The 24,403-nt window shown below is 37.7% G+C and carries 18 protein-coding genes and 2 pseudogenes; 3 read left to right on the plus strand and 17 right to left on the minus strand.

Translation table 11 applies throughout. The features are described from left to right. Position 1: 1 nt before the first annotated feature. The 4 genes from QUF86_RS21945 to QUF86_RS21960 all read right to left on the minus strand — a co-directional run bounded on the left by QUF86_RS21945 (position 2) and on the right by QUF86_RS21960 (position 4,586). Positions 2-1,522 carry a long-chain-fatty-acid--CoA ligase gene (locus QUF86_RS21945; protein WP_289316787.1) on the minus strand — a complete coding sequence of 507 codons (1,521 nt, stop codon included), beginning with the start codon at positions 1,520-1,522 and terminating at the stop codon, positions 2-4. A gap of 442 nt (positions 1,523-1,964) precedes the next feature. Further along, the gene (locus QUF86_RS21950; RefSeq protein ID WP_289316788.1) at positions 1,965-2,267 is read right to left on the minus strand and encodes a hypothetical protein; all 303 of its coding nucleotides are present in this window, start codon (positions 2,265-2,267) and stop codon (positions 1,965-1,967) included. A 176-nt stretch (positions 2,268-2,443) separates the two neighbouring features. After that, a complete protein-coding gene (locus QUF86_RS21955; RefSeq protein WP_289335662.1) occupies positions 2,444-3,694 on the minus strand; it encodes an ABC transporter permease in 1,251 nt (416 codons plus the stop codon). Continuing rightward, on the minus strand, positions 3,687-4,586 hold the full coding sequence (locus QUF86_RS21960) for an ABC transporter ATP-binding protein (protein ID WP_289335664.1): 900 nt from the start codon (positions 4,584-4,586) through the stop codon (positions 3,687-3,689). The genes QUF86_RS21955 and QUF86_RS21960 overlap by 8 nt, the downstream gene beginning before the upstream one ends. Before the next feature lie 433 nt (positions 4,587-5,019). On the opposite strand from QUF86_RS21960, the gene QUF86_RS21965 reads away from it, so the two are divergent. Continuing rightward, positions 5,020-5,778 (plus strand): GTP cyclohydrolase II, encoded by a 759-nt coding sequence (locus QUF86_RS21965; protein WP_289316791.1) that lies wholly within the window; start codon positions 5,020-5,022, stop codon positions 5,776-5,778. A gap of 577 nt (positions 5,779-6,355) precedes the next feature. On the opposite strand, the gene QUF86_RS21970 is transcribed toward QUF86_RS21965, so the two are convergent. The 6 genes and pseudogenes from QUF86_RS21970 to QUF86_RS21995 form a co-directional block, all read right to left on the minus strand. Continuing rightward, complete coding sequence (locus tag QUF86_RS21970) at positions 6,356-6,583, minus strand: hypothetical protein (RefSeq protein WP_289316792.1); 228 nt, start codon at positions 6,581-6,583, stop codon at positions 6,356-6,358. 1,108 nt (positions 6,584-7,691) lie between these two features. Then, positions 7,692-8,705 carry a bifunctional metallophosphatase/5'-nucleotidase gene (locus QUF86_RS21975; RefSeq protein ID WP_289335666.1) on the minus strand — a complete coding sequence of 338 codons (1,014 nt, stop codon included), beginning with the start codon at positions 8,703-8,705 and terminating at the stop codon, positions 7,692-7,694. Positions 8,706-8,752: 47 nt separating this feature from the next. After that, positions 8,753-8,980: a twin-arginine translocase TatA/TatE family subunit gene (tatA, locus tag QUF86_RS21980; protein ID WP_289316794.1), complete on the minus strand. Its 228-nt coding sequence runs from the start codon at positions 8,978-8,980 to the stop codon at positions 8,753-8,755. Between the two features lie 57 nt (positions 8,981-9,037). Then, complete coding sequence (locus QUF86_RS21985) at positions 9,038-10,483, minus strand: alkaline phosphatase PhoX (protein ID WP_289335668.1); 1,446 nt, start codon at positions 10,481-10,483, stop codon at positions 9,038-9,040. 406 nt (positions 10,484-10,889) lie between these two features. After that, positions 10,890-11,240 (minus strand): annotated as a pseudogene (locus QUF86_RS21990) (DUF6434 domain-containing protein); the annotation flags it as partial. 1,004 nt (positions 11,241-12,244) lie between these two features. After that, complete coding sequence (locus tag QUF86_RS21995) at positions 12,245-13,228, minus strand: tRNA dihydrouridine synthase (protein ID WP_289316796.1); 984 nt, start codon at positions 13,226-13,228, stop codon at positions 12,245-12,247. A gap of 797 nt (positions 13,229-14,025) precedes the next feature. Here QUF86_RS21995 and QUF86_RS28950 point away from each other — a divergent pair. Then, positions 14,026-14,549: pseudogene (locus QUF86_RS28950) on the plus strand (site-2 protease family protein); the annotation flags it as partial. Between the two features lie 70 nt (positions 14,550-14,619). Further along, complete coding sequence (locus QUF86_RS28955) at positions 14,620-15,093, plus strand: hypothetical protein (protein ID WP_483313934.1); 474 nt, start codon at positions 14,620-14,622, stop codon at positions 15,091-15,093. 799 nt (positions 15,094-15,892) lie between these two features. Here QUF86_RS28955 and QUF86_RS22005 read toward each other — a convergent pair. The 7 genes from QUF86_RS22005 to QUF86_RS22035 form a co-directional block, all read right to left on the minus strand. Beyond that, positions 15,893-17,383, minus strand: coding sequence for a sodium:solute symporter family protein (locus tag QUF86_RS22005; protein ID WP_289335671.1), 1,491 nt, complete (start codon positions 17,381-17,383; stop codon positions 15,893-15,895). After that, positions 17,380-17,580 (minus strand): DUF3311 domain-containing protein, encoded by a 201-nt coding sequence (locus QUF86_RS22010; protein WP_053346183.1) that lies wholly within the window; start codon positions 17,578-17,580, stop codon positions 17,380-17,382. Before QUF86_RS22010 ends, QUF86_RS22005 begins: the two co-directional genes overlap by 4 nt. 141 nt (positions 17,581-17,721) lie before the next feature. Further along, the gene (locus QUF86_RS22015) at positions 17,722-19,347 is read right to left on the minus strand and encodes an amidohydrolase (RefSeq protein ID WP_289335672.1); all 1,626 of its coding nucleotides are present in this window, start codon (positions 19,345-19,347) and stop codon (positions 17,722-17,724) included. A gap of 43 nt (positions 19,348-19,390) precedes the next feature. Then, positions 19,391-21,010 (minus strand): amidohydrolase, encoded by a 1,620-nt coding sequence (locus QUF86_RS22020; RefSeq protein WP_289335673.1) that lies wholly within the window; start codon positions 21,008-21,010, stop codon positions 19,391-19,393. An 83-nt stretch (positions 21,011-21,093) separates the two neighbouring features. Beyond that, positions 21,094-22,413, minus strand: a complete 1,320-nt coding sequence (locus tag QUF86_RS22025; RefSeq protein WP_289335674.1) for an aspartate aminotransferase family protein — start codon at positions 22,411-22,413, stop codon at positions 21,094-21,096. Positions 22,414-22,458: 45 nt separating this feature from the next. Then, complete coding sequence (locus QUF86_RS22030) at positions 22,459-23,919, minus strand: CoA-acylating methylmalonate-semialdehyde dehydrogenase (protein WP_289335675.1); 1,461 nt, start codon at positions 23,917-23,919, stop codon at positions 22,459-22,461. A 184-nt stretch (positions 23,920-24,103) separates the two neighbouring features. After that, positions 24,104-24,385: a cupin domain-containing protein gene (locus QUF86_RS22035; protein ID WP_289316804.1), complete on the minus strand. Its 282-nt coding sequence runs from the start codon at positions 24,383-24,385 to the stop codon at positions 24,104-24,106. Positions 24,386-24,403 lie beyond the last annotated feature (18 nt).

Genomic DNA, 24,403 nt, shown 5'->3' on the forward strand with positions numbered 1-24,403 from the left:
TTCACTTCACTTCAGTCAATTCTCTTAACTCTCTGCGCAAAATCTTCCCTGTTGAGTTCTTTGGCAGCTCTTTAAAAAATTCTACTCGTTTAGGAAGCTTGTACTTCACCAGTTTATCCTGACAGAATTGGATAATGTCATTCATGGTGATCTGCTCATCCTTAACTACGACAAAAGCTTTAACACTTTCTCCGTATTCCCCATCTGGAACTCCGATTACGGCCGCCTCTACCACAGCAGGATGTTGATACAGGACTTCCTCCACTTCACGAGGATATACATTGTAGCCTCCAACAATAATAATGTCCTTCTTGCGGTCAACAATGTAGATGTATCCTTCTTCATCCATTGTTGCGAGATCACCAGTGTAAAACCACCCGTCATTAAAAGCAGCTGAAGTAGCTTCCGGCATCCCAAAATATCCCTTCATTACATTTGGCCCTTGAACAACTAATTCTCCGACTTCTCCTCTCGGCAATTCTTTTCCTAACACATCTACAACTTTGCTTTGGACAGCTGGAATATTCAAGCCGATAGAACCTGGCTTGCGAGTTCCTTTTAAAGGATTAATAGCGACAAGAGGAGCAGTTTCCGAAAGCCCATAGCCTTCCAAGATAGAAACATTAAACTTGTTTTCAAATTTATGCAGCAGCTCTGCCGAAATTGAGGCACCTCCAGAGATACACATGCGAATAGATTGGCAATCCTCCGCAATCGCTTCAGGCAATTGATTGATAAAACTGTACATCGTAGGAACTCCAGCAAACACGGTTGCCTTTTTTTCTCGAATGGTGCTGACCACGTCATGAGGGCTGAATTTAGGCTGGATCAGGACTGTTGCCCCACAAGCAATTGGCGCATTCAGACAAATTGTCATACAGAATACATGGAACATTGGCAGAACAGCTACGACACGATCTTTAACATCGAGTTCTAGTAATTTTGAAATGGAGTCCGCATTTGAAGCCAAGTTCCGATGCGTTAACATTGCACCCTTTGGTTTCCCGGTTGTTCCTGATGTGTATAGAATGACTGCAAGATCTTCATCATCAATGTAAGGGCTTCCACAAGCATTAATGCTTGTGCTTGTTTCCATGAGATGCTCCCATGTCGACTCCTGATCCTCGGCTTCGGTATAAACCACAAGCTTCAGATTTTCCAATTGCTTTTTTACTTCTGATAACATCGGTTCTACAGATACATGAGTAATGACCGCTTTGGCTTGACAATTGTCTAATAAGTAGTTGATTTCCCCTTGGGTATAAAAAGGATTGATCGGAACAACAAATGCACCAAGCCGTAAAATACCGTAGTACGCAATGAGAAATTCAGGGCTATTTCCTAAAATAAGAGCCACTCCATCTCCCTTCCTGATTCCTTGTACATACAGACCAGCAGCCAATTGATCCACCTTCTGATTTAGTTCTTGATAAGTAACACTTTTATCTCCATAGATATAAGCGATACTTTCTGGGAAATTACTTGCGCTTCTTTTTAGATTTTCGTTTAAGTTATAACTCATTAAATGAATTCCACCCCTTTTCTCACATAGGAGGCATTGAATACCTACTATTTTGAATATTTAAACTATTATTACATTTTAAGTATACTCATAAATTAAAATTAAATAAAATTAAAGATTTTAATTTGTATGTAAGTATTAATAATATTAAAAAGGAACTTCAGGATAACAGAAGGGCTACTTCGATGATCTCTCCATCTACTTCTAAGTAAAAAAACACAGCCCCAGTAAAGTGAACTACGCCTCATTTTTCGGACAGTATAACAAAGCGCCTATGCGGCTAATAGGTGGTCCCGGTATTGTACCGGGGCTTACACCTATTGAAACAGAAAAAACCCCGGATAAGGGACACTTTTTTATGTGTGTCCGTTATCCGGGGTATAGTTCATGTTTCCTCAGCGTTTTTATTTTCATTTAATTTAAAGATTCCAAAATGTGATACTTACTGTTCTTTTGAAATATTATTATTCCTTTTCTTTTTCACTAAAAGAATGATGGCAATGATAAAGGCTACAACGCTATAAATCCAGGTAAACATAAAGGCAAGGCCCAATCCGATATTTGCATCCATATAATCATTTTTCACATGATCTATGGCTAAATATAGAAGCGGTGCACCTCCAATGATGAGCAGGATGACAAAGAGAACATTCATTTTCGGATTCCTGGTTGATAAAATAATAATGATGAAAGATAGCAAGAGAAACGCTTCTGAAGCTATCGTCAAAGTTACTGTATTACTCATGATAATTCACTCCTAATCATGGTTGCATAAATGAATTCATTTTACATGTGTTCCCTTATATCTATGTTACTTTTCGTTCCTTTTTCATTAATCTCATAATATTTTTTATTTGAATGGTATTATCTTATTAAAAAACCTGAATACCTCCAACAGGAAATGAAGGATTCAGGTTTATTTTAATTTTTCTTTGATAATTGCAGGGCATTCTTGATGCTTTTCAGTGATTTTGAGCTGCCGTACATCAAGACTCCGCCACGATAGATTTTTGCTCCGATTATTCCAAGTAAAACAATGGTTAGAATTAACACTGCAATGCTGATGGCGATTTCCCAGAATGGAACATCAAGCATGCCTACGCGCAAGAACATGATCATAGGCGTGAAAAATGGAATGAATGATGTTATCGTAATATAACTCGCTGACGGATTCCCCAGTCCAAACATCGCAATCATGAAGGCAATGACAACTAACATGGTCATCGGTGAAATCATTTGCTGGACATCTTCAATTTTGCTGACAACGGACCCAAGGCATGCCGCAAGAGTCGCGTACAGAAAATAACCAAGCAAAGCGAAAATGATTGCATAAATGATCGTTGAGATATCGGTGCTGCCGAAACCAAAAAACGAGAAGAATCCTTCATCCATTCCTGTCAAGTTTTGTTTAATCGAGAAATAACCCACTCCAAAAAATAAAATCATTTGAGTAAGACTAAGCAAAGCAACACCCATTATTTTGGCAAACATCTGTGTGACTGGCGGAACACTTGAAATCAGGATTTCCATGACTCGGGATGTTTTCTCAGTTGCCACTTCCATGGCAATCATCGTTGCATACATCAACACACCGAAGTAAATGACAAATAGGAGCACATACACGAGACCGCGTGCCTGATTGAGATCCTCTTCCGTTTTTGCATTTTTCTGAAGCGCAATCGTATCAAATGCTGGTGGCGTATTCAATTGAGCGATTTGCTGCTCTGTCAAATTCAATTCCTTCGCAGTTATTTGACCCTTCAATTGGGTAAGCGCTAAAAGCAAATCATTACTAACCGCAGAATCTGAAATTTGATTCGCTTTATACGTTCCCTTGAAGCCTGGGGCATCATCCTTTTCGATTACCAGATACCCAACGATTTCTTCTGCGCTGACCATTTCCTCCGCTTTCTTTTCATCCTGGGCGGAAATGATCGAGATTCCATCGTTCACACCTGCTACCGCATTTTTATATGAAGCAAATAAGCCAGCTTCAGTCTGATCGATGACGGCAACCTTTTCCTGATCATCACTATCGAATGAATCTATAAGTTTCGAAATATTCGTAAGGACAAGAATCAATGCCATCATAATGATTGTAGAAATGATGAAGGATTTCGTTTTTAATTTTGATAGATATGTATGGGAAAGGACAATCCAAAATTTATTCATAGACAGCACCTACTTTTTCAATGAAAATATCCGTCAGCGATGGTTCTTCCAATTCGAATTTCCGAACGAAACCCCTTGGAACAAGATCACGAATCATGTTCTCAGCTACATCTTCACCAGTGACTTGAAGAATTTTCCCTTCCATCGTGTTCTTAACTTTTGTTACACCTGAATAAGTATCCAAGAAAGATAAATCAAAATCAGCTTTAATTGACACATTTTTTTTACCAAAAGAACGCTTAATTTCTTTTAATTTACCAGCTACAACAGGGGAACCTTTATGCATGATGCAAAGATGCTCACACATCTCCTCAACATGCTCCATGCGATGGCTCGAGAAAACGATCGTAGTGCCTCCGTCCTTTAAGTCGATGACCGCTTTCTTCAGTATTTCCACATTAACCGGATCCAGCCCACTGAAGGGTTCGTCAAGGATAAGTAATTCAGGTTTATGAATCATGGAGGCGATCAGCTGGATTTTTTGCTGATTTCCCTTTGAAAGCTCTTCAACTCGCTTGTCAATATACTCGGGGACCATAAATCGGTCCAGCCAATACTCCAACTCTTTCAAGGCATCCCGTTTGTTCATCCCTCTTAATCTTGCCAAATACACAATTTGATCGCGCACCTTCAGTTTTGGATATAGCCCTCGTTCCTCGGGAAGATAGCCAATCAATGAACTGGTCGTATAATCTATTTTCTTACCATCCCAGACCACTTCCCCTTCAGTGGGGTCAAGCAGGCCGAGAATCATCCGGAACGTGGTCGTTTTCCCCGCTCCATTCCCACCTAAAAAACCGAACATTTCTTTCTCGGGAATAGTTAAATCAAGCTGATTGACAGCTGTGAAATCCCCGAACTTTTTCGTAACTTGATTGATTTGTAAAGCCAATGTATAACCTCCTAATATATGATTCTTATCCCATGTTAACGGAAAGGTTTTCCAATTTCAACTATCACCAAGGACCAAATAACTCCTTTTCACCTTCGATTATATGCATGTTCCAGAAAAAAATTTCACTATCTAGCCCCTTGAATAAAACAATGGGTACAAACTGCAGTTCTGCGTCATTGAGGTTGTTGTATGAGTTTTTGTTCAAGTTTTACAGTATATAGATAGGGTTTTTCACACCAAAAAAGGGATTTTTGCTCTTGTCTTTCGCTGTTGTTAAATTTGGGAAATTTTTCTTCTATTTATAAAAAGATTCACAAAGAATGGATTGGGTACAATATGAAAAGAACTATTAAGCGTAGTATAAATTGTCCAAAATATTATTTTGCCAAACAGTATACTAAATATTTTGAAGCAACAGGAGGAAGTTTATATGATTAATGAAAAAGTGGCTTTGATATTAGAGGATAAAATTAACGTTATTAAAAGTGATGAAACATCCATTTATTTAGTCGGACCTATCAAATTACCCGTTAACTTAGAGGGCGAAACAATTACATTCCAATGGTATTGCTGGTTAAGATGTGAGAATATGGCAGGTCATTTTTGTAATGAAGGCTCTTATAATATAGAAAAGATCATTGAAACTTTAGCCTCTTCAAACTTAGCGGAAATGCAGCAATCGAGTGTGTTACTGTATGGAGATTTTCAAAGTTCCTCCGATGCCCTTATCCGGATGCATAGTATTTGTCATACTGGGGATATATTTGGCAGCAAACGCTGTGATTGTGGCTTTCAATTAAAGCAGGCTATGAAAATGATTGCGACTCATGGATCTGGTGCTTTATTTTATTTAGCGAATCACGAAGGAAGAGGCATCGGATTATTCAGTAAAGCCATGGCTTATGTTCTGCAAGAAAAAGGCTTGGATACGGTGGAAGCGAATTTGGAGCTTGGATTTGTAGATGATGCACGTAACTATGATGACGCCATTCGAGTGTTAAAAAACCTGCGCTCTAATCCAGTGACTCTTATCACCAACAATCCGAGAAAATTAGAAGCCCTTCAAAACTCAGGTGCCAATGTTGCAGGCAGAGTTCCGTTGTGGGGAGATATTTCCGAGTTTAATGAAAAATATTTAAAAACTAAAGTCGTTCGTTCCGGTCATTTAAAAGATATTAAAAATGAATGACTGATTTGTTTCATATGAAATTGGTTATACCCCTGAATAGGTTTTACGAATCCGAATTGTTGGAATAACCAGGGGAACCACAAGAATTGTTGAATGTATCCTGTAAATATCCTTTAAAAAATCATTTGTCATGGAAATCAAATGTGTAAAAGAGTATTTGATAAAAAGTAAGAAAAGATTTTCGATTCGACCAAACTAGTTGTTGAAGAAGAAATTTATTCCATAAAGACATATCCAATACAGAGTTCCTCACAATGTCATTCAATTCAATCGCAGATTTTTGGATGAATTAAAAAAAGAGGGCATATCCCTCCTCTTTTTATATCATATTATATGTTGTTGTTATATACCCTATGTCCAAATAGCTACAAGTTTGATGACCTTACCTTCCTTATTTGCTTATGCTGCTCAGGAATGGGAATCATCCCTATAACAATTGTGGTGGTCCTGCCAAATCGCAGTGATTCCTTGTCATTATTTCTTTATTAAAAATTGGATTGTAGAAATCTTTTAATTGAAGATGAGCTTGAGTTAAATTAATAAAGAAATCCTTAATGTTTTTCCTAACTCTTCTCTGTTAATTTTGGACTTTTCCATTAATGACAACACGCTTCCCATTTGTAGGTTGCTTTATCATCCTTCCATCCTTGATGTATACAGTGTAAGTATTATTGACTTTAGCATCTAATCTTGCTAGGTCTCCCATTCCTGCTATGATATTTTTGACAGCTTCCTTCTTCAGATTATTCATAAATTGCTTTTTCCATTGTTCCCGTTTGTTTTTTTGTTTATTTTCATCAACCATCAGGATCCCATCCTTCTTGTTTGATTTATGCCTTCTCCGATATTAGTGTATTATTTTTTTATCATCTTGTTACACATATGCTTTTCCTTATTGTGTTCTTTTTATAACATAAAAGAGCTCACCCTAGTGATAACAAGAAAAGAAAATACATAAAAACAGGATGCAACGGAAAGTTGCACCCTGTCTGAAAAAGGGGTTTGCTTCATTTCGAATCAGCATAAATTCTCTGCGATAAACACCTCATCTACATTAGAGTAAATACTGGTATCTGACTAGAGTTTACCATCCAAAGCAACCATCCCCTATATCTTAAAAGTATTATCAACTTTCAAAGCATAAATGACAATTATTGAATGAGTTTTCTGCTTTTACGTGCAAGAGAACCATCTCCTTGCTCGAATCGATTTTTTAATGAAGCTTCCAGTAGTTAAGTTAAACGTCTTTAACCGACACCTCATTTACTATATGATGTGAATCATACGTAATCACTAGCCCCTTCTTCTTTATTTATTATGACCATCAGCGGGCAAAATATAATTGGTTGTTTATGGATATCGAGAATTGTTTAAAATCAGGTTATCTCTATATGAATGAACTCATTAGTACTATTTCAATCGATTTTCAGCAAATAAAAAAGACTGCACCGTCTACACAAATCGAAAAGGAATAAATTATTTTTCACTCCGATTATTTAGGAACTTTTGTAGATGAATAAAAGCCTATAGTGATTCATTAGTTAAGGGGATTTTTATTTGTTCCATTATTTACGGAATGGAATGGGTCTTCTTTGGTATTGTCTTTTTTATCAGTTAAAGAAGTTTATTTTCATGGTAATTTAAGTAAAATCCTTCACAATCTCCATGGCATAAAAAAACTAACGAACCTTTTTAATTAAGTAGCGGAATTAAGCTAAAGGACACAGATAAAATCTACACTAAGCTCGACGCTCGACCGTGGAAAGTGAGTGAAATGATCAAAAATAAAAAGGCCGCCAGTCAGTTAGTTTTCACTGACTTTCTGGCCCCCCCCCTTGCATTCCATAACTAAGAAACGACAAAGCGAATAACCTCGCTTTGTCCATACCTCAATTATGAAGACTTTATTTGGATTATTGCGCATTCAACTCTGCACGATAATCGTCTATAATCGCTTGTATCTCCGGATCTGCCGGAACATTTGTGACGTCGTAGAGGAATCCATCGGATTCGACCAACGTCATTTTGCCGTCAACGACTTCAAAAGCCAAATCCAGGCGGCCCAAATAATGTTCTTGTTCTCCGCCGGCTTGAGTAATTGGCACCATCACCTCTCCGTTGAATTCGTATTCGGGAGTTTTGATGACCTTGTGTGTATCTGCGCCGATTACCGCCGAAACTCCGGGAACCTGAGCCAACTTATGGTCTTCAGGGTTTCCGGCATGCGAAAGGACAATGTTAATGTCCGACTTTTCATTCACTTCAGGAAGCAACGCATTCAACGCTTCAACCGGTTCGATGAAATCGAGATCTGCTACATCATCCCAACCGCGAATTTCCGGCTTCATCGAAGTAAGGCCGATCATGCCGACTTTAACGCCAGTGAAGGTATAACTCTTCCAAGGCTTGACATTCTGTATGTACTTTCCTGTTTCCCTGTCAATGACATTACCAGTAAGGATGGGGAAATTCACGTTGCGGTGGTAATCCTTTAACTGTTCATAACGGCTGTCCGGTGTGCCCTCTCCGGCAGGGTAAACGCGGAAATCGTTGTTTCCGAGAGCCATCGCATCATAGTTCAAAGTTTTCAAAAGAGACGTCTCCAACTCACCTTGACCCGCCTGAAACTCGCCGCGCAGGAAGACATCCCCGCCATCGACGAGAAGAACATTCTCCTCTTCATTGCGCACATTTTCAATGATGGTGGCATATTTCGCAATAGAATTGTGATGAACGGTTCCATCATCCAGCGTGACGATGTCATCCAAATGACCATGAAAGTCATTCGTCTGGAGAATGGTGAGTTCAAACTTCTCTCCCTCCTTGAGCTTTTCCTCCGCATCTGCCGTAACGGGCATTCCGACGAAAGCGGCAGCCATCGCCAGCGAAAAGCAGCCCGTCAATAAATTATTTTTCATTTTATTCATACTATTTCCTCCAAGCAATTACGCTATTAAATTGTAAAACAAGTTATTTAGTTTCCAGTCTTTTCGGATTTTTCAAGCGCTACTAGTTTATTTTTTTCTTCAGAGTTAGTTCTTTCCTCTTTGTCATTGCTGATCAAATCATTTGTTGCTTTTTTAAATTCTTTTAAAGTGTTTCCAAAAGACCTTCCAATTTCCGGTAATTTAGAAGGACCAAAAATGATTAACGCAATGACTAGAATGAGAATTAATCCAGGAATGCCAATGCTAGATAACAAACGTCTCACCTCCTATACAATGATGGTTTGTTAGTACTTAAAAAATGCGATCATTACTTATAAAATTGGCATACCATGACGTTCTAAAGCTGCTGCTTCTAATAAAGACATGCCTTGTTCTTCTGCGAATGCAGTAAGTTTATCCGAAACAACAGGAGCAAGACTAGCTGGCGGTAGAGCCTGGTTCATAGCTCGTCTACGGGTAGAATTTCTGCGTGCAAATGGTCCCCAAATCGCAAAGGTGATACCTGGTGTTTGCATATTTACAAAGAAAGTATTTCCATCTGGAGAAAATGTAGGGCCAGCAAATTCAGAACCATTCATCATATTTTCAGCGAAAGTATAAATTTTTCCGTCAGGAGTTAATCCGACAATACGGTCATTACCGCCACCATCTTCGGCGATCCAAAGATCTCCCCAAGGTGTGATTGTAATGTTATCTGGTGCTTCTAAATCATTTTTATCAGTAGACTCATAGAATAGTTCTAAGGTATTTGTCGCTGGCGTGTAGCGATAAACACGGCCAAGGCGTGCTGAACCTGCACTTGTATCATCAAACCATAAAGTACCTTCAGAAAAATAAGCCCCTTCTAAGCGGCTAAACTGAATACAGCCTTTATCCTTAGCATCTTGCTGTGCGATTTCAGGATTTAATTTTTTCCAAACGATCCCGAATTTTTGTCTAGTACTAAATTGACTTGCAGCTGCAGCTGGTAATTCATCAATCGCTGCTGCTTCAAGGGTACCGCCCTTTTGAAGGGAACCTAGCTTTTGGCTTCGGTCATGTGGTGTAAAACGGTACAAGAAGCTTGGACTTGCGTCTTCCGTTAAATACCAAATTCCTGTTGAAGGGTCAACATGCCCAGCTTCATGGGAGAAATAACCCATATCACGGATCGGTGTTCTTGACATTTCGTTTTCAGGATCAAGCGGATTTACTTCAAATACAAAGCCATGTCCCATATCACGAGTTTCTTCCATTGTTAACCAAGTACCCCAAGTCGTAGCTCCACCCGCACAGTTACGGATTGTCCCTGAACTTGATACATACTGATCAATGACATTGTTATTTTGTCCAACGATTAATGTGGTTGTGCCGCCGGCAGCACCAGCGCTCCAAGGTTTTTTTCCGTTTACAGGGTAATCTGAATTTGTTCCATTTTCATGGTTTCTTACAAGAATGGTTGTACCCTTCTCTCCTTTATAGGCAGCCATTCCATCGTGAGCAGAAGGGACAAGGTCACCATTAGGCATGATATCACCAGTTCGTGAAAGCATTTTGTAATGAAATCCCCTTGGTAGATCAAGAACTCCATTTGGATCCTTTACTAGTGGGCCATATCCACCAAATCCGCTTGTTGGATTGCTAGATTTCGCTGCAAATCCTTTTGTAGTTCCCGCAAGAGAAAATAGCCCCGTTGAACCAAGTGTTAATGCTAAAGTACTCATTCCACCGACTTTTAAGAAATTACGTCTGTTTAAACCGCTATTGCTAGATATCATCAACATTACCTCCAAATTTTTTTTGAGGAATGCTATATTCCTAATAGCAAACTCTACCCTCAAAATTAACAGACCTTTTTAAATGCTCTGTTAATCCCATGTGATTTTATTCCTTCGCATGAAAAATAAACCAAAAGTCACGGTTTATACGAATAAAGAGGATGGTTACAACCAAATTTTCACATGAAATAGGTGGTATGAGTCCAAATTGGAGAAAAAACTAAGGATTTTGTCATAAAAAGACCGATGCAGATTATTAAAGCTTATTAATAGTTTGTAAATATATGAGATACACACTATTGCAAACTAGATAAAAATAGCCTTTGATGAACGTGTCAAACAAATGCTTATTTCTGCCTGCCGAAAGTCAAATCACACAACAGTAGAAATGTTGAGATGTGCTTAACTAATTAAAAGGAGTATATTTATTGCTTCCAGGAAGTTTCTTGATTTCATTCCAGGCTTCAATCGATTCTTCACGACTTTTCCCTTGATTTATCGGGTCAGCAAAAAAGTCACTAATGAATTGATTGTATTCAAATTGAGGTGCAATGTTTTTATTGTACGAGGGGTCTTTCTTTCGCTCTTCTTCTTCATACCAAGCGTCTACAACATCACGATACGTTTTTCCAACGTTGTTTTTAAAATAGTTTTGAATATAGGTGGAAAAATGAAATTTCCGGATAACTGTCTTAAAGAATGCTCTTACATTTTGACTACAACGATGGTTTTCTGTAATGACTGTATCAAAACTCATAAATTACACCTCCATATTTAATTTACTTATTTTTAATACAGAACAATTGTTCTTATTTGGCGAAATATTCATAATCAAAAACAACAAAGTTTACGAAAATAGCCTTAAAAATAAAATAAATGCCCTTCTCTAATCAGAAGGGCAACTATTAATTATATGGATAGTCCAAAAAACTTTGCAAAAGTCGATTTCATGACTAGAATGTACTGATAAAAAAGCAGCAGAACACTTTGATAACTCGTTTAAAATTAAAATATAAAATAGAAAAAATGTGAGTAAAGTAATATTGGGAATCTTAGTACAACTACCTCTTTTTTTTAATTTAAGATTTTCGCCACCAATTCACCTGTATTACTTCAAACTAAATATCCTATTACAACGAAAAAACCTTGATACCATCAGGGGTACCAAGGCTCAGTTATAGTACCTGTGAGGGATACGAACCCACGACCCCTTCCCTGTCAATTTGTACTTTTGCAACGCAAGTGGAGGTGTAGTAAAAATAAAAAACCCTACCTTTCCTCTCAATTGATAATTATTGATAAGGATTGCACAGAAATGGTACAGAATTTCTAGAACAATGGAATTAAGAGAATTTATTTGTATAAATAAACATTGCAATCTTGAATTATATGAATTTCAAATTAAAAGTACGTAAATGGGGAAGACCATTATTTTCTTCAATATTTTAGATAAATTATCAGCCTACAAGTTAAAAACACAGCTAAAATGGCGTCTTAAATGAAATATTGCTAACAGAATCAGGTGATACTGGTTCCGTTAGTTTTTTTGTAAAATCACCAACACCCCTTATGTTGTCAATTACAGTCCAACCTAATTTAGATCACTATAATAACAAACATATAAAGCAAAAATTGGCGGGAAAGAGTCCGGTTCAATACCGCCTTCACACCAGCCAATTAACTGCTTTGTATAAACTCTAACTTTTTGGGGTCACACCAGTTTAACCTCCTACTTCGCTTTTACCTTGAATTGGGACACTTCTACTGTTCACCCATTCCATCAAGATTCTTTGACCCAAAGTTATCGAGCAATGCACGCACTTCATCTGTTGACTCTGTGCTCATTAATTGATTTCTTAATTCACTTGCCCCTCGAAACCCACGGACATATATCTTAAAAAAGCGATGAAGAGCCTTGAACGGACGTAGCCCTAATTTTGAATATTTATCATGGAGATCCAGATGCAACCTTAAGAGATCAAGCAATTCCTTACTACTATGATCTTTCGGCTGCTTTTCAAAGGCAAATGGATTATTGAAAACACCACGCCCAATCATAATCCCATCAATACCGTATTGATGAGCGAGTTTTAAGCCAGTTTGACGGTCAGGTATATCCCCATTGATCGTCAAGAGTGTATCTGGTGCCACCTGGTCACGAAGTTTCTTAATCTCCGGGATTAGTTCCCAATGAGCATCTACTTTGCTCATTTCCTTTCTTGTACGCAGATGAATGGAAAGATTAACAATGTCTTGTTTCAATATGTGTGTTAGCCAGTCGTGCCATTCGTCTACATCCGTGTAACCAATCCTTGTCTTTACACTTACGGGCAATCCTCCTGCTTTTGCTGCTTGTATTATTTCTGCCGCAACTTCTGGACGACGGATAAGGCCACTTCCCTTCCCATTCTGTGCCACATTAGGTACAGGACAGCCCATATTGATATCCACACCCCGATAGCCTAGTTTCGCCATACCAATACTCATTTGCCGAAAGTATTCAGGCTTATCCCCCCATATATGGGCTACAATTGGTTGTTCATCCTCTGTAAAAGTCAAACGCCCACGCACACTATGGATGCCCTCTGGGTGACAATAACTCTCCGTGTTTGTAAACTCTGTAAAAAACACATCAGGTCTGGCTGCTTCACTCACTACATGGCGAAAAACAACATCCGTCACTTCTTCCATTGGTGCCAGTATAAAAAAAGGTCGTGGTAAATCACGCCAAAAATTATCTATCATATTCAAATTCAAATCCTCTCAAAATGGGATACCAGGCCAACCCCTTATCCCAAAATTAAAAAAGCAAAATGTACCTGCTTCTTTTACACTTATACCATGCTTAAACACTTTTTATCAAACTGCTCAAAAATGTTTATTTTCACGAAATCGGGGTTTGTATCGGAAATATTTATTATAACTTCACAAACTCTGTACCACAACCAAAATATCTCCTGCTGAAATCCACCCCATCAACCAGCATTCCACTGTTCGAGTTAAAATAAAGGTTTGCTAAAAAGACTGAAAATAAAATTGGAAGAACACTGGATTGACAAGGGGTTAACAGGATAAAGACCCCGAAATCGCAAAAGTATTTTTTAACGAAATCAGGGTCGGACTGGCAAATGTTTATTTAAACTAACAAGAGCGTTTTTTAATTAGACAGCTTCAATTCCAAATCCGTCACGACTTCTACATGTCCAGAGTGTATGTGGCAACACATGGGGTGCTCGGGAAATAATTTTTGATTAATAAATCATCCTGATGAATATTCGTACACCGCTGCAAGTGCTACATTACGAAAAAAAGGGGTTGTTTTCAATGATGGTAAGTTACGCAAGAATTTCAACGATTACGATATAATAAGGATATTAGCAAGTTGAAGTAAAATCAATCAGGACATCAGATAGAAATACTTAGTTGAATAACTAGGATTATCTGAATTCCCATTATCTCTAGGAGGTACATATTTGAAACAAACTAAATCGAATAAAGGTTGGTTAAGTCTTGGGGCAATCGGTTTATTTTTTCTTGGGAAAATGAAATGGTTGTTTGCATTATTAAAAATAGCAAAAGTAGGTTCGTTGATTTCTATTTTTATCTCATTAGGAGCCTATGCCCTGGTTTACGGTTGGAAATTCGCTGTAGCTCTTATCTATTTAATTTACATCCATGAAATGGGTCATTTACTTGCTGCTAAGAGAAAAGGAATCAAAACATCTAATGCTATTTTCATACCGTTTGTTGGAGCTTTAATTTCCCTCAAAGAAGAACCAAAGAACGCAAATCAAGAAGCTTATCTTGCCTTCGGAGGTCCTTTATTAGGTACATTAGCTTTTCTACCAGCCATTCCCCTATTTATGATGACGGAAAATCCATTTTGGCTTTTAGTTATTACACTTGGAGCCATGATTAACCTATTTAATCTAATGCCTGTGCATCCTCTTGATGGTGGACGTATAGTGGGAGTCATCTCCACAAAGCTTTGGATATTAGGGATTATCGGAATGGTTGTATATTTGTTTCTCCATCCAAATCCATTTTTAATTCTTTTCTTATTATTGGGTATTTCTAAGTGGTGGAAAGAATTCCGTAGCGAGACAACCAGAAATCAAAGAGACAACATCATTGAATTGAATCAATTTGGTTTAAGGCAACTAGAACAATATGCAGGTGCAACAGATGAAGAAAAAATTCGCCTGGTTAATATTTGGAATATGGAATTAAGCCAACTACATGAAAAGTTTAACAACATGAAGAATTGGCATATCCCGCTATTTGATGATAATAAGCTAAAAGAAAAACAGCTGACCGAGGTAAAATTAAATATTTATAGATCCTTAATGGATGCTGCTAATTCGAATGAATACCAGTACGGACCGACCGATTTTGAAAATATAGGCACGCATGAACGAATAGTAGCAACGCTCTTTAAAGAAGTGCAAGAACAAACTGAAATTAGGAATAAAGAGAAATCCTATTACTCATCGAGTCTCAAAACAAAAGTCATCTGGTTTTCATTATACATTGGGCTTGCCATTTTCTTAATGATAACAAGCTTATATGCAGGTGATTTAATGGAACAATATAAAACGTTTTTGCCTTAATTTATTATCTAAGGGGACCTATTATGATGGTCCCCTTTTAACTTATACTATTTATTGTTGTTTAAGCATTGTAAATCATTAATATTGATTTTGTACAAATAAAAGAGACCGCTTGTGTTTAACGGTTCAGTTTTCGAGTACAAAAAGAGAATTCGCATAAGTATTAGCACGGATTTAATATATAAATTTGTTGCTTTATTTTTGTTGGTATATCAATGTTTATTCAGCTTTGGGAGTCAAAACGACACCTTAATTACAAAACAAATTGGCAACAGTCGGATAGACAGCAGACTTAGTATAAAACTGTTGTTAATTTGAATGTTAATCCGTTGACCATATTAAATTTAAAACTCATTTTTTATCACAAAAAGTACATTTAATGTAAAATTTTAAATGGTAAATAAGAAACACAGTAGACTATTATAACGAAGTAAGAGAGGAAAATAGTATGGAACAATGCTCTTTTTGTAAAATAGAAAAACTTGAAAATGAATAATAGCACAAATGCTCTGTCTTCTAATTCATATGAAAGTTGCTGCAAGTATTCATTCATGAAGGCATCCCCTTTTTCATTTTCAAAAATGAGCATGCAAACAATAGAAGAACGCAATTCATCTGAGGAATTGCTAACGCTTTTTATCATTTGTTCCTTTATCAACACTTCGGTAATTTTGGTCAGTAAAAGCCCTAATGACTTACATCCTTTTGGATCTCCGGATATGCCGATAAAGGGCGGTACATATTAGTCATGTTCAATATGTACCGCCCTTCATTTTTAAAAGTTTTTTAATTTTTGATCTTAATAACGTATACTTTCTGCGTTTTGTTGGTGGGACCCCTTTTTAATCGGTATATTTTTTGAAGCTAAACTTACAATAATGGTTATTACAATATTTATAAATAATGCTATTGCTCCTGTACTAATGTCGTTAATAGTGTGTGGGACTGTTGGAAAAAAGGTTGCGATTTTTATATTAAAAATCGTAGCATACAATACAATGAGCACTCCTGTAATAATTCCTGTCATTGCGCCATATTTATTAATATAATTTTTAGGGGAAAAGCTAAGGAATAATGCAGGTGCCAATTGTGCGATAAGACTGTATGACATGATGTTTAACAGTGCAAGTGCTGCCCCGCCAGATACGGTGAAAATTAAAGCAGTCAAAGAAAGGATAATGATGAATATTTTTGAGGCTACTAATTGTTGTTTTTCGGTAGCTTTTGGAAAAATAACATTGTAAACCCCTTTTGTTAAGCCAACAGATGCAGACAATAACATAACAGATGCTGGTACTAAAGCCGTTAGTAAACCAGCTGCTCCAACTATTCCAATGACCCAAGGATCAAATGTTTGAATAGATAATCTTAAAAGAGAAAGATCTCCATCAGCTCCTTGTAAACCAGGGATTTTTACGATAGCTGAAAAGCCAATAAAAAAAACAAACAGTAATAATATAGTGTATAAAGGTAGGGTAATTGCATTTTTGCGAAGTGATTTTTCACCATTTGCTGAGAAAACCACTGAGAAAGAAGTCGGTAATAAATAAAAAGATATTGCATTTAAAAGAATAGTAGAGATAAACCACGGTATACTTAGTCCCTGATTGGCTAACGTTAACAATTCAGGTTTAACATCCTGAACAGACTTAAACATTTGCTGAATTCCGCCAAAATAGTGGATAGGGATGTATATACCTAAAAAAATAACTACACCCAAAATCATAATATCCTTAAGCACAGCTGTCCAAGCTGAGCCATGAATACCAGAGAATATTACATATGTTGTAATAACTATTGCACCTATAACACTTGCAACTACAGGTGAAATAGCTCCGTAAGAAGCTTCTGAAACAATGATCCCTAACCCTTTCATTTGTATACAAATATATGGTACAATCGATAAACTTCCCACAATAGCTACTATAATCCCCATTGCACGACTATCGTATTTAGATGCAAAATAGTCAGGTTGTGAAAGAATTCCATGTTCTTTACCGTATCTCCAAATTTTGGGTGCAATCCAATAAGATATGATATATGCTAGAAATATATACGTTGGCACATAATATGCAGCGGCACCTTTGGAATACGCCCAACCACTTGCGCCTAGAAAAGTAAAAGTCGTATAAACCTCTCCAGCTATTAATAGAAATAAGAACAAGGTTCCAAAACCTCTGCCACCAACTGAAAATTGCTGCAAATTCATTTCTTTTCCTCTTTTTGCTGCTATCCCTATATAAAGAGCTAGGATTAAGAAAATGAAAATAATAAATAATGATATATTCATTCTGTCTCACTCCCTTGATTATCAGGATCAAGCTTATAAACAATGGTTAAAATAATCGAGGAAAGTACCATCCAAAATACAATCCAAAATAAAAGAAAAGGCATTCCTAACACGTAAGGCTCAATTTTATTTGCAAATGGCAAGAATCCTACAAACCCTATAAAAGGGATTAAGAGTAAGAGTTTAATATATTTCAAAATATGCTCGACCTCCTATTTCATAGTTTGAATTTTTATGGATTAAGAGCAAATATCATAAAAGGATTTGTTAATAGAATTATGTGAAATTAATAGAATTGTAATGAAACTCCTTTTATTAACAAATCCTTTTGCTTAGATCTAATTTTTCATTATTAAACCATTCTCCTTTTGATAGATAATTTCTCCATCAATAATCGTTGTCTCCACTTTCAAATCCTTAATACGGTCTGGTTCAGCTTTTAAAATACTGTCATTTAATATAACTAAATCAGCTAATTTCCCTACCTCTAGGCTGCCTTTTATATCTTCTTCAAAACTTGCATAAGCGCCATTCCATGTGTAAAGTTTAATAGCTTCTAGTACACTAATGGATTGATTAGTGCCAATTTCGGCTCCAAATTGGCTTTTTCTATTAACTGCAGTATGAATTCCTAATAAAGGGTTATAGTCAGTAACCGGTGCATCTGAACTACCCGCTGCAACAATATCTTTATCTATATAATCACGAGCAGCGTACATATAATTAACACGTTCGCCATAATTGTGAACATATATCTCGCCATATTCATATGGAAATGGTGGATTTGGAATAGGGATGACTTCAAGTTTTTTCATTCTTTCTTGTAAATCTGGGGTTGAAATCCCTGCATGCTCGATTCGATGACGGTGATTTTTCCTTGGAGCTTCTTTTAACGCTCTTTCTACGCAATTTAAATACATTTCAATGGCTTTATCACCTTGAGCGTGTACGGTAATTTGATAGCCTTTTTTATGTGCTTCACCTAGAACTTTGTATATTTCTTCCTCACTATAATAAAGAATCCCGGAATTGTTAGGATCGCTGGAGTAGGGTTTTCGAGTTGCAATCGTTGGGCCAGAGCTACTTCCATCTAAAAATATTTTAGCCGGCCCGACTCTAAATTTCTCATCCCCTGTACCGGTTACTATCCCTGCATTCATCATTTTATTTACAAATTTATCGGATTCATTTATGGTACCAATTATTGCATATACCCGAACACGGATTTCTTTGTTTTTTATAGATGTTTGTAACAAACGATAACAATTAGAATCAAAAGTACCTGCTTCATGAATACTCGTGATACCCCCTGAAATGAAATGATCCGACGCGATTTTAACAGCTTTCATAAGTTCATCATCTGTATAGCTCGCTACATCATTCATCTTCATATTTGCAGCTTCAAATAATTTACCTGTAAGTTCCCCCTTCTCATTTTTTTCAATTACTCCACCTTGAGGATTCGGTGTCTTTTCGTCAAATCCAGCCTTCTCCAAAGCTGCTGTGTTTACGATACAGATATGTCCACATGTACGAGTAATGATGATTGGATGATCAGTTGAAATGGCATCTAGCTCAGCAATCGTTGGATACCGCTTTTCCTTTACTGTGGTTTCATTAAACCCCCATGCTCTTATCCATTCACCTTTCGGGGTTTCCAACGATTTTTTCTTAAGCTCATTCAGCAAAGCTGCAACAGAGTCAATGTGACTTTCTTTACAACTGATATTCAACTGAAAAACCCCATATAAAACCAGGTGTGTGTGAGAATCAATAAATCCAGGAAGAAGAGATTTGCCTGCTAAGTCAATAACTTCAGTCTTCTCCCCAATGAATTCCTTCATTTCTAAATTTGAACCGACCCCAATTATTCGATTATCCTTTATTGCTACAGATTCTACTATTGAGTTTTGTCTGTCTGATGTAATAACTTCACCATTGATAAATACTAGATTTGCATTCATAAATACACCATCCTTTTTTCATTTTTATGCAAACTATGATATATTAAATTTTCACTGATTGTTCTTCTTGATAGATAATTTCACCATCAATAATAGTTGTTTCTACTATTAAATCTTTAATTTGGTTTGGATTGACACTTAAAATGCTGTCATTTAATATAACTAGATCCGCCAACTTTCCGACCTCTATGCTTCCTTTTATCTCTTCTTCAAAACTCGCATAAGCGCCATTCCAGGTGTATAGTTTAATAGCTTCCATTACGCTTATAGATTGATCAGCACCAAACTCCATTCCAGACTGGCTTTTTCTATTGACAGCAACATGAATTCCTAATAAAGGATTATAGTCAGTAACTGGCGCGTCCGATCCACCTGCTGCCATGATGCCACGATCAATAAAATCACGAACAGCGTACATGTGATTAACACGATCACCATAGTGTTGGACATATATCTCTCCGAATTCATATGGAAATGGGGGATTTGGAATAGGAACCATCTCGAGTTTTTTCATTCTCTCTTGTAAATCTGGTGAAGAAATTCCCGCGTGCTCAATCCGATGACGATGGTTTTTTCTTGGTGATTCCTCCAACGCCTTTTCTACACAATTTAAATACATTTCAATGGCTTTATCACCTTGTGCATGTACAGTGATTTGATAGCCTTTTTTATGTGCTTCACCTAAAACCTGGTAGATTTCTTCCTCACTATAATAAAGAATGCCATAATTGTTAGAGTCACTGGTGTACGACTCACGGGTTGCAATTGTAGGCCCGGTGCTACTTCCATCTGTAAACAATTTAACTGGTCCAACTTTGAATCTCTCATCTCCGGTACCAGTTAGCACACCAGCTTCGACCATTTTATTAACAAATTCATGGGAGTTATTTACCTGACATATCATTGCATATATTCGGACACGAATATCCTTACTCTTCACAGCTTGTTGAAGTAAACGGTAACTCTCAGGACCATTTCCACCTGCCTCATGTATACTTGTAATGCCCGCTGCAACGAAATGATCTGATGCAATTTTCACAGCCTTCATCAGTTCACTTTCTGTATAACTTGCAACCTCGTTCATACCCATATTTGCTGCTTCAATTAACTTTCCTGTAAGCCTTCCTGTCTGATTCTTTTCAATAACTCCCCCATTAGGATCCGGTGTGTTCTCGTTAATTTGCGCAATTTCTAATGCTTTGCTGTTCACCACGCTTATATGGTTGCAAGTACGGGATACAATAATGGGGTGTTCAACTGAAATTTCATCCAGCTCAGCGATTGTTGGATAACGCTTTTCCTTCACAGTGGTTTCATTAAAGCCCCAAGCACGTATCCATTCACCTTTAGGAGTTTCTAAGGCTTTCTTTTTCAGGTCATCTAACAATGCCTCGATAGAATCGATATGTTCAGCTTTACAACTTACCGCCAACTGATTCACCCCATAAAAAATGAGGTGAATATGAGAATCAATGAATCCAGGAAGAAGCGTTTTTCCTTGCAGGTCAATTACATCCGTTTTTTCTCCTATAAAACTCTTAACCTCCTGATTTGAACCAACAACTGCGATACGATTATCTTTTATTGCTACAGCTTCGACTACTGTATTCTTTTGGTCTACTGTAATAACTTCCCCATTTATCAATACAACATCAGCTTTCATAAACTCATCCCTTTCGTAATTACTCTTTTAGAGTGATCAGTTCAGTATTTAAAGCTATATCTCTCAGCATGCTATTTCGCTTTTTAACAAGATTTAACAATAAAAGTAAAGTCTTCTTCTGTGATGCTTAATGGAGGAGAAAGCTGCAAAATATTATTGTAACCTGCAACAGTGTCACCATTTTTACCAATAATTAAACCTTTTTCTTTACAAGCATTGATGACTTTGTTCACCTTTTCAATGGCAGCCGGTTCTTTTGTTTGCTTATCTTCCACTAGTTCAATACCTAAAAGAAGGCCTTTTCCACGAACATCTCCTACGTTTGGATGCTCTTTTACATCCTCTAGTTCATATAACAGTCGTTCACCCAATTCTTTGGAACGTTCAATAAGTTTCTCATTCTCCATAATTTCCAAATTCTTCAAAGCTAGGGCGCAAGCAGCAGGATTTCCTCCGAACGTATTCACATGGCGGAAGCGATCATAATCTTCACTGCCTATGTATGCCTCATAAATCTCTCGTCTGACTGCTGTTGCTGACAAAGGAAGATACGCACTTGTAATACCTTTTGCCATTGTAATGATATCTGGTTTGACGCCATAGTTCATAAATCCAAACGGCTTCCCTGTCCGGCCAAATCCACATATAACTTCATCACAAATGAGCAACGCACCGTGCTTCTTGCAAATTTCTTTTACTTTTGCCATATATCCATCAGGAGGCATTAAAATTCCGCCCCCGGTAATAATCGGCTCCATAATCACGCCGGCTACTGTTTGGCTTAACTCCCATGTCATGACACGTTCGATTTCATCAGCACTTGCCAGTGTATGAACATCATCTGGATTGCGATACGTATCAGGCGGTGTTACATGCAGAAATCCTTGCCCCAATGGTTCATATTTGTACTTTCGTTGTGCTTGACCTGTTGCTGCAAGAGCCCCCATTGAATTACCATGGTAAGCGCGATAGCGTGAAATAAACTTATAGCGTCCATGATCCCCTTTTTGCTGATGATATTGACGAGCAATTTTAAACGCCGTTTCATTCGCTTCCGACCCACTGTTAGAAAAGAAAATGACGTAATCACCACCAAGCCATTCATTTAATTTTTCTGCTAACTTAATAGCAGGAACATGGCTTTGTGTCAGAGGAAAGTACGGCATTTCTTCAAGCTGTTCAAAAGCCGCTCTCGCAAGCTCTTTGCGGCCATACCCAACATTCACACACCAAAGACCGGACATACCGTCTAAATAACGATTTCCATCAATATCCGTCACCCATGCCCCTTCTGCTTTTGTGATAATTAAATTCGTTGGACTAGGAGCTGCTCCTCTCATTGCATGCCAAAGGTACTTTTCATCTGCTTTTTGCAAATTTTGTGTTTGTTCTGTCGCTTGCACAATCACCAACTCCATTCTATCCTTTTATGATTTTACATCACCCTTTTAATAACGAGCGGTAAGCATTTTCTTGCGAGTATAGAATTCTACGCCATCTTTTCCATTTGCATGGAGATCGCCATAGAAGGATTTCTTATAACCTGAGAATGGGAAGAATGCCATTGGTGCAGGAACTCCAAGATTGACCCCAAGCATACCTGCATCAATTTCTTCACGGAATTCACGAATGGCTTTAGCACTATTAGTGTACAGGCATGCACCATTTGCGAATGGCGATGCATTAGCAACTTTTATCGCTTCCGTCAAGTCTTTTACGCGTACAACAGAAAGAACCGGTGCGAAGATTTCATCCTGCCAGATTTTCATTTCCTGTGTCACATTGTCAAAAATCGTTGGGCCAACAAAATAACCTTGGCCGTTTGCTGCATCGTCTTCACGTCCGTCACGAATAAGTGTCGCTCCCTGCTCAACACCGGATTGAATGTAGCCGAGTGTCCGCTCTTTATGTCCTTCACGAATAACGGGACCAAGGAAAACACCTTCTTCCAGGCCATTGCCAATAGTAATAACATTAGCCGCTTGAAGCAGTCTATTAACGAGCTCATCTGCAACGTCTTCTTCCACGACAACAACAGCCGCCGCCATGCATCGTTCACCGGCTGAACCGAAGGCAGCATTTGTAATTTCTTTCGCTGCAGAACTAAGGTCCGCATCTTTTAATACGATCGAATGATTTTTTGCCCCTGCAAGAGCTTGTACACGTTTGCCGTTAGCTGCTGCTGTTTTATATATATACTCAGCCACAGGTTGAGAACCCACGAAAGATACAGCCTTCACATCCTCATTGTCAAGAATGCCATTAACAACGTCATGTGCACCATGCACAACATTTAGTACTCCATCTGGAAGACCTGCTTCTTTAAACAGTTCAGCTAAGCGATTAACCAGTAACGGTGTTCTTTCAGATGGTTTTAATACAAACGTGTTTCCGCATGCAATCGCGAGTGGAAACATCCAGCATGGAACCATCATCGGAAAGTTAAATGGCGTTATTCCTCCGATTACTCCGATCGGGTAACGATACATCCCCGATTCAACACCAGTAGCAATATCCGGAAGTTGCTGACCCATCATTAAAGTTGGTGCACCTGCGGCAAATTCAACGCATTCAATCCCGCGTAACACTTCACCGTAAGCTTCTTCATAACTTTTTCCGTTTTCTAGCGTAATGAGTTTAGCTAACTCATCCCAGTTTTCAACTAATAATTGTTGATAGCGAAATAGAATACGAGCACGTCGAGGTACAGCGACCTTCCTCCATGTTTTGAATGCTTCATTAGCAGTTGTAACAGCTCTATCTAAATCTTTTCTAGTCGAAAGCGGTACACGAGCAATGATCTCTCCTGTTGCTGGATTTGGTACATCTTCAACTTGTTTACTTGTGGATTCTATCCATTGTCCGCCAATATAATTTTTCATCGTTTGTACATTTTTCGTTACTGCCATGGTGAAACCTCCTATTTTTAGATAACCGTCCTATGTATTTATTGCACCTTTAAAAGAAAGCGCATTCATCAGACGGTATGTAAATTTATTCACTTAAATTTCACTACATTTCGTCAACATCTAGTATAAATATTGACAACAGGTGCAGTCATCTGCTTAGCATTTACCCACTCCCCATTTCACATTATTTCAGATTGATCTCATGGTTCATTTTATAATTCTTTTTCAAAAATACTGGACAATCCCATTCACAGACAAGGTCCTTAGCCAAGGAAACGACCCAGTCCTTTGTAATATGATACTTTTCTCCATCAACAGTAATAAACACTTCACCGTCTGTCACAAAGAAAACTTCCTGTTCTTCTAAATGCCACGTTCCTTTATCCGGTTCACCTACCCATGGTTCCCACGTGTCAACACCTAGTTGTTGTGCTTCTTCTGCTGTAAGTTTTTTCGCAAAAAACATGATGATCCTCTCTCTTTC

The sequence above is a fragment of the Peribacillus sp. NJ11 genome (assembly GCF_030348405.1).
In the GTDB taxonomy this organism is placed as follows: domain Bacteria; phylum Bacillota; class Bacilli; order Bacillales; family DSM-1321; genus Peribacillus.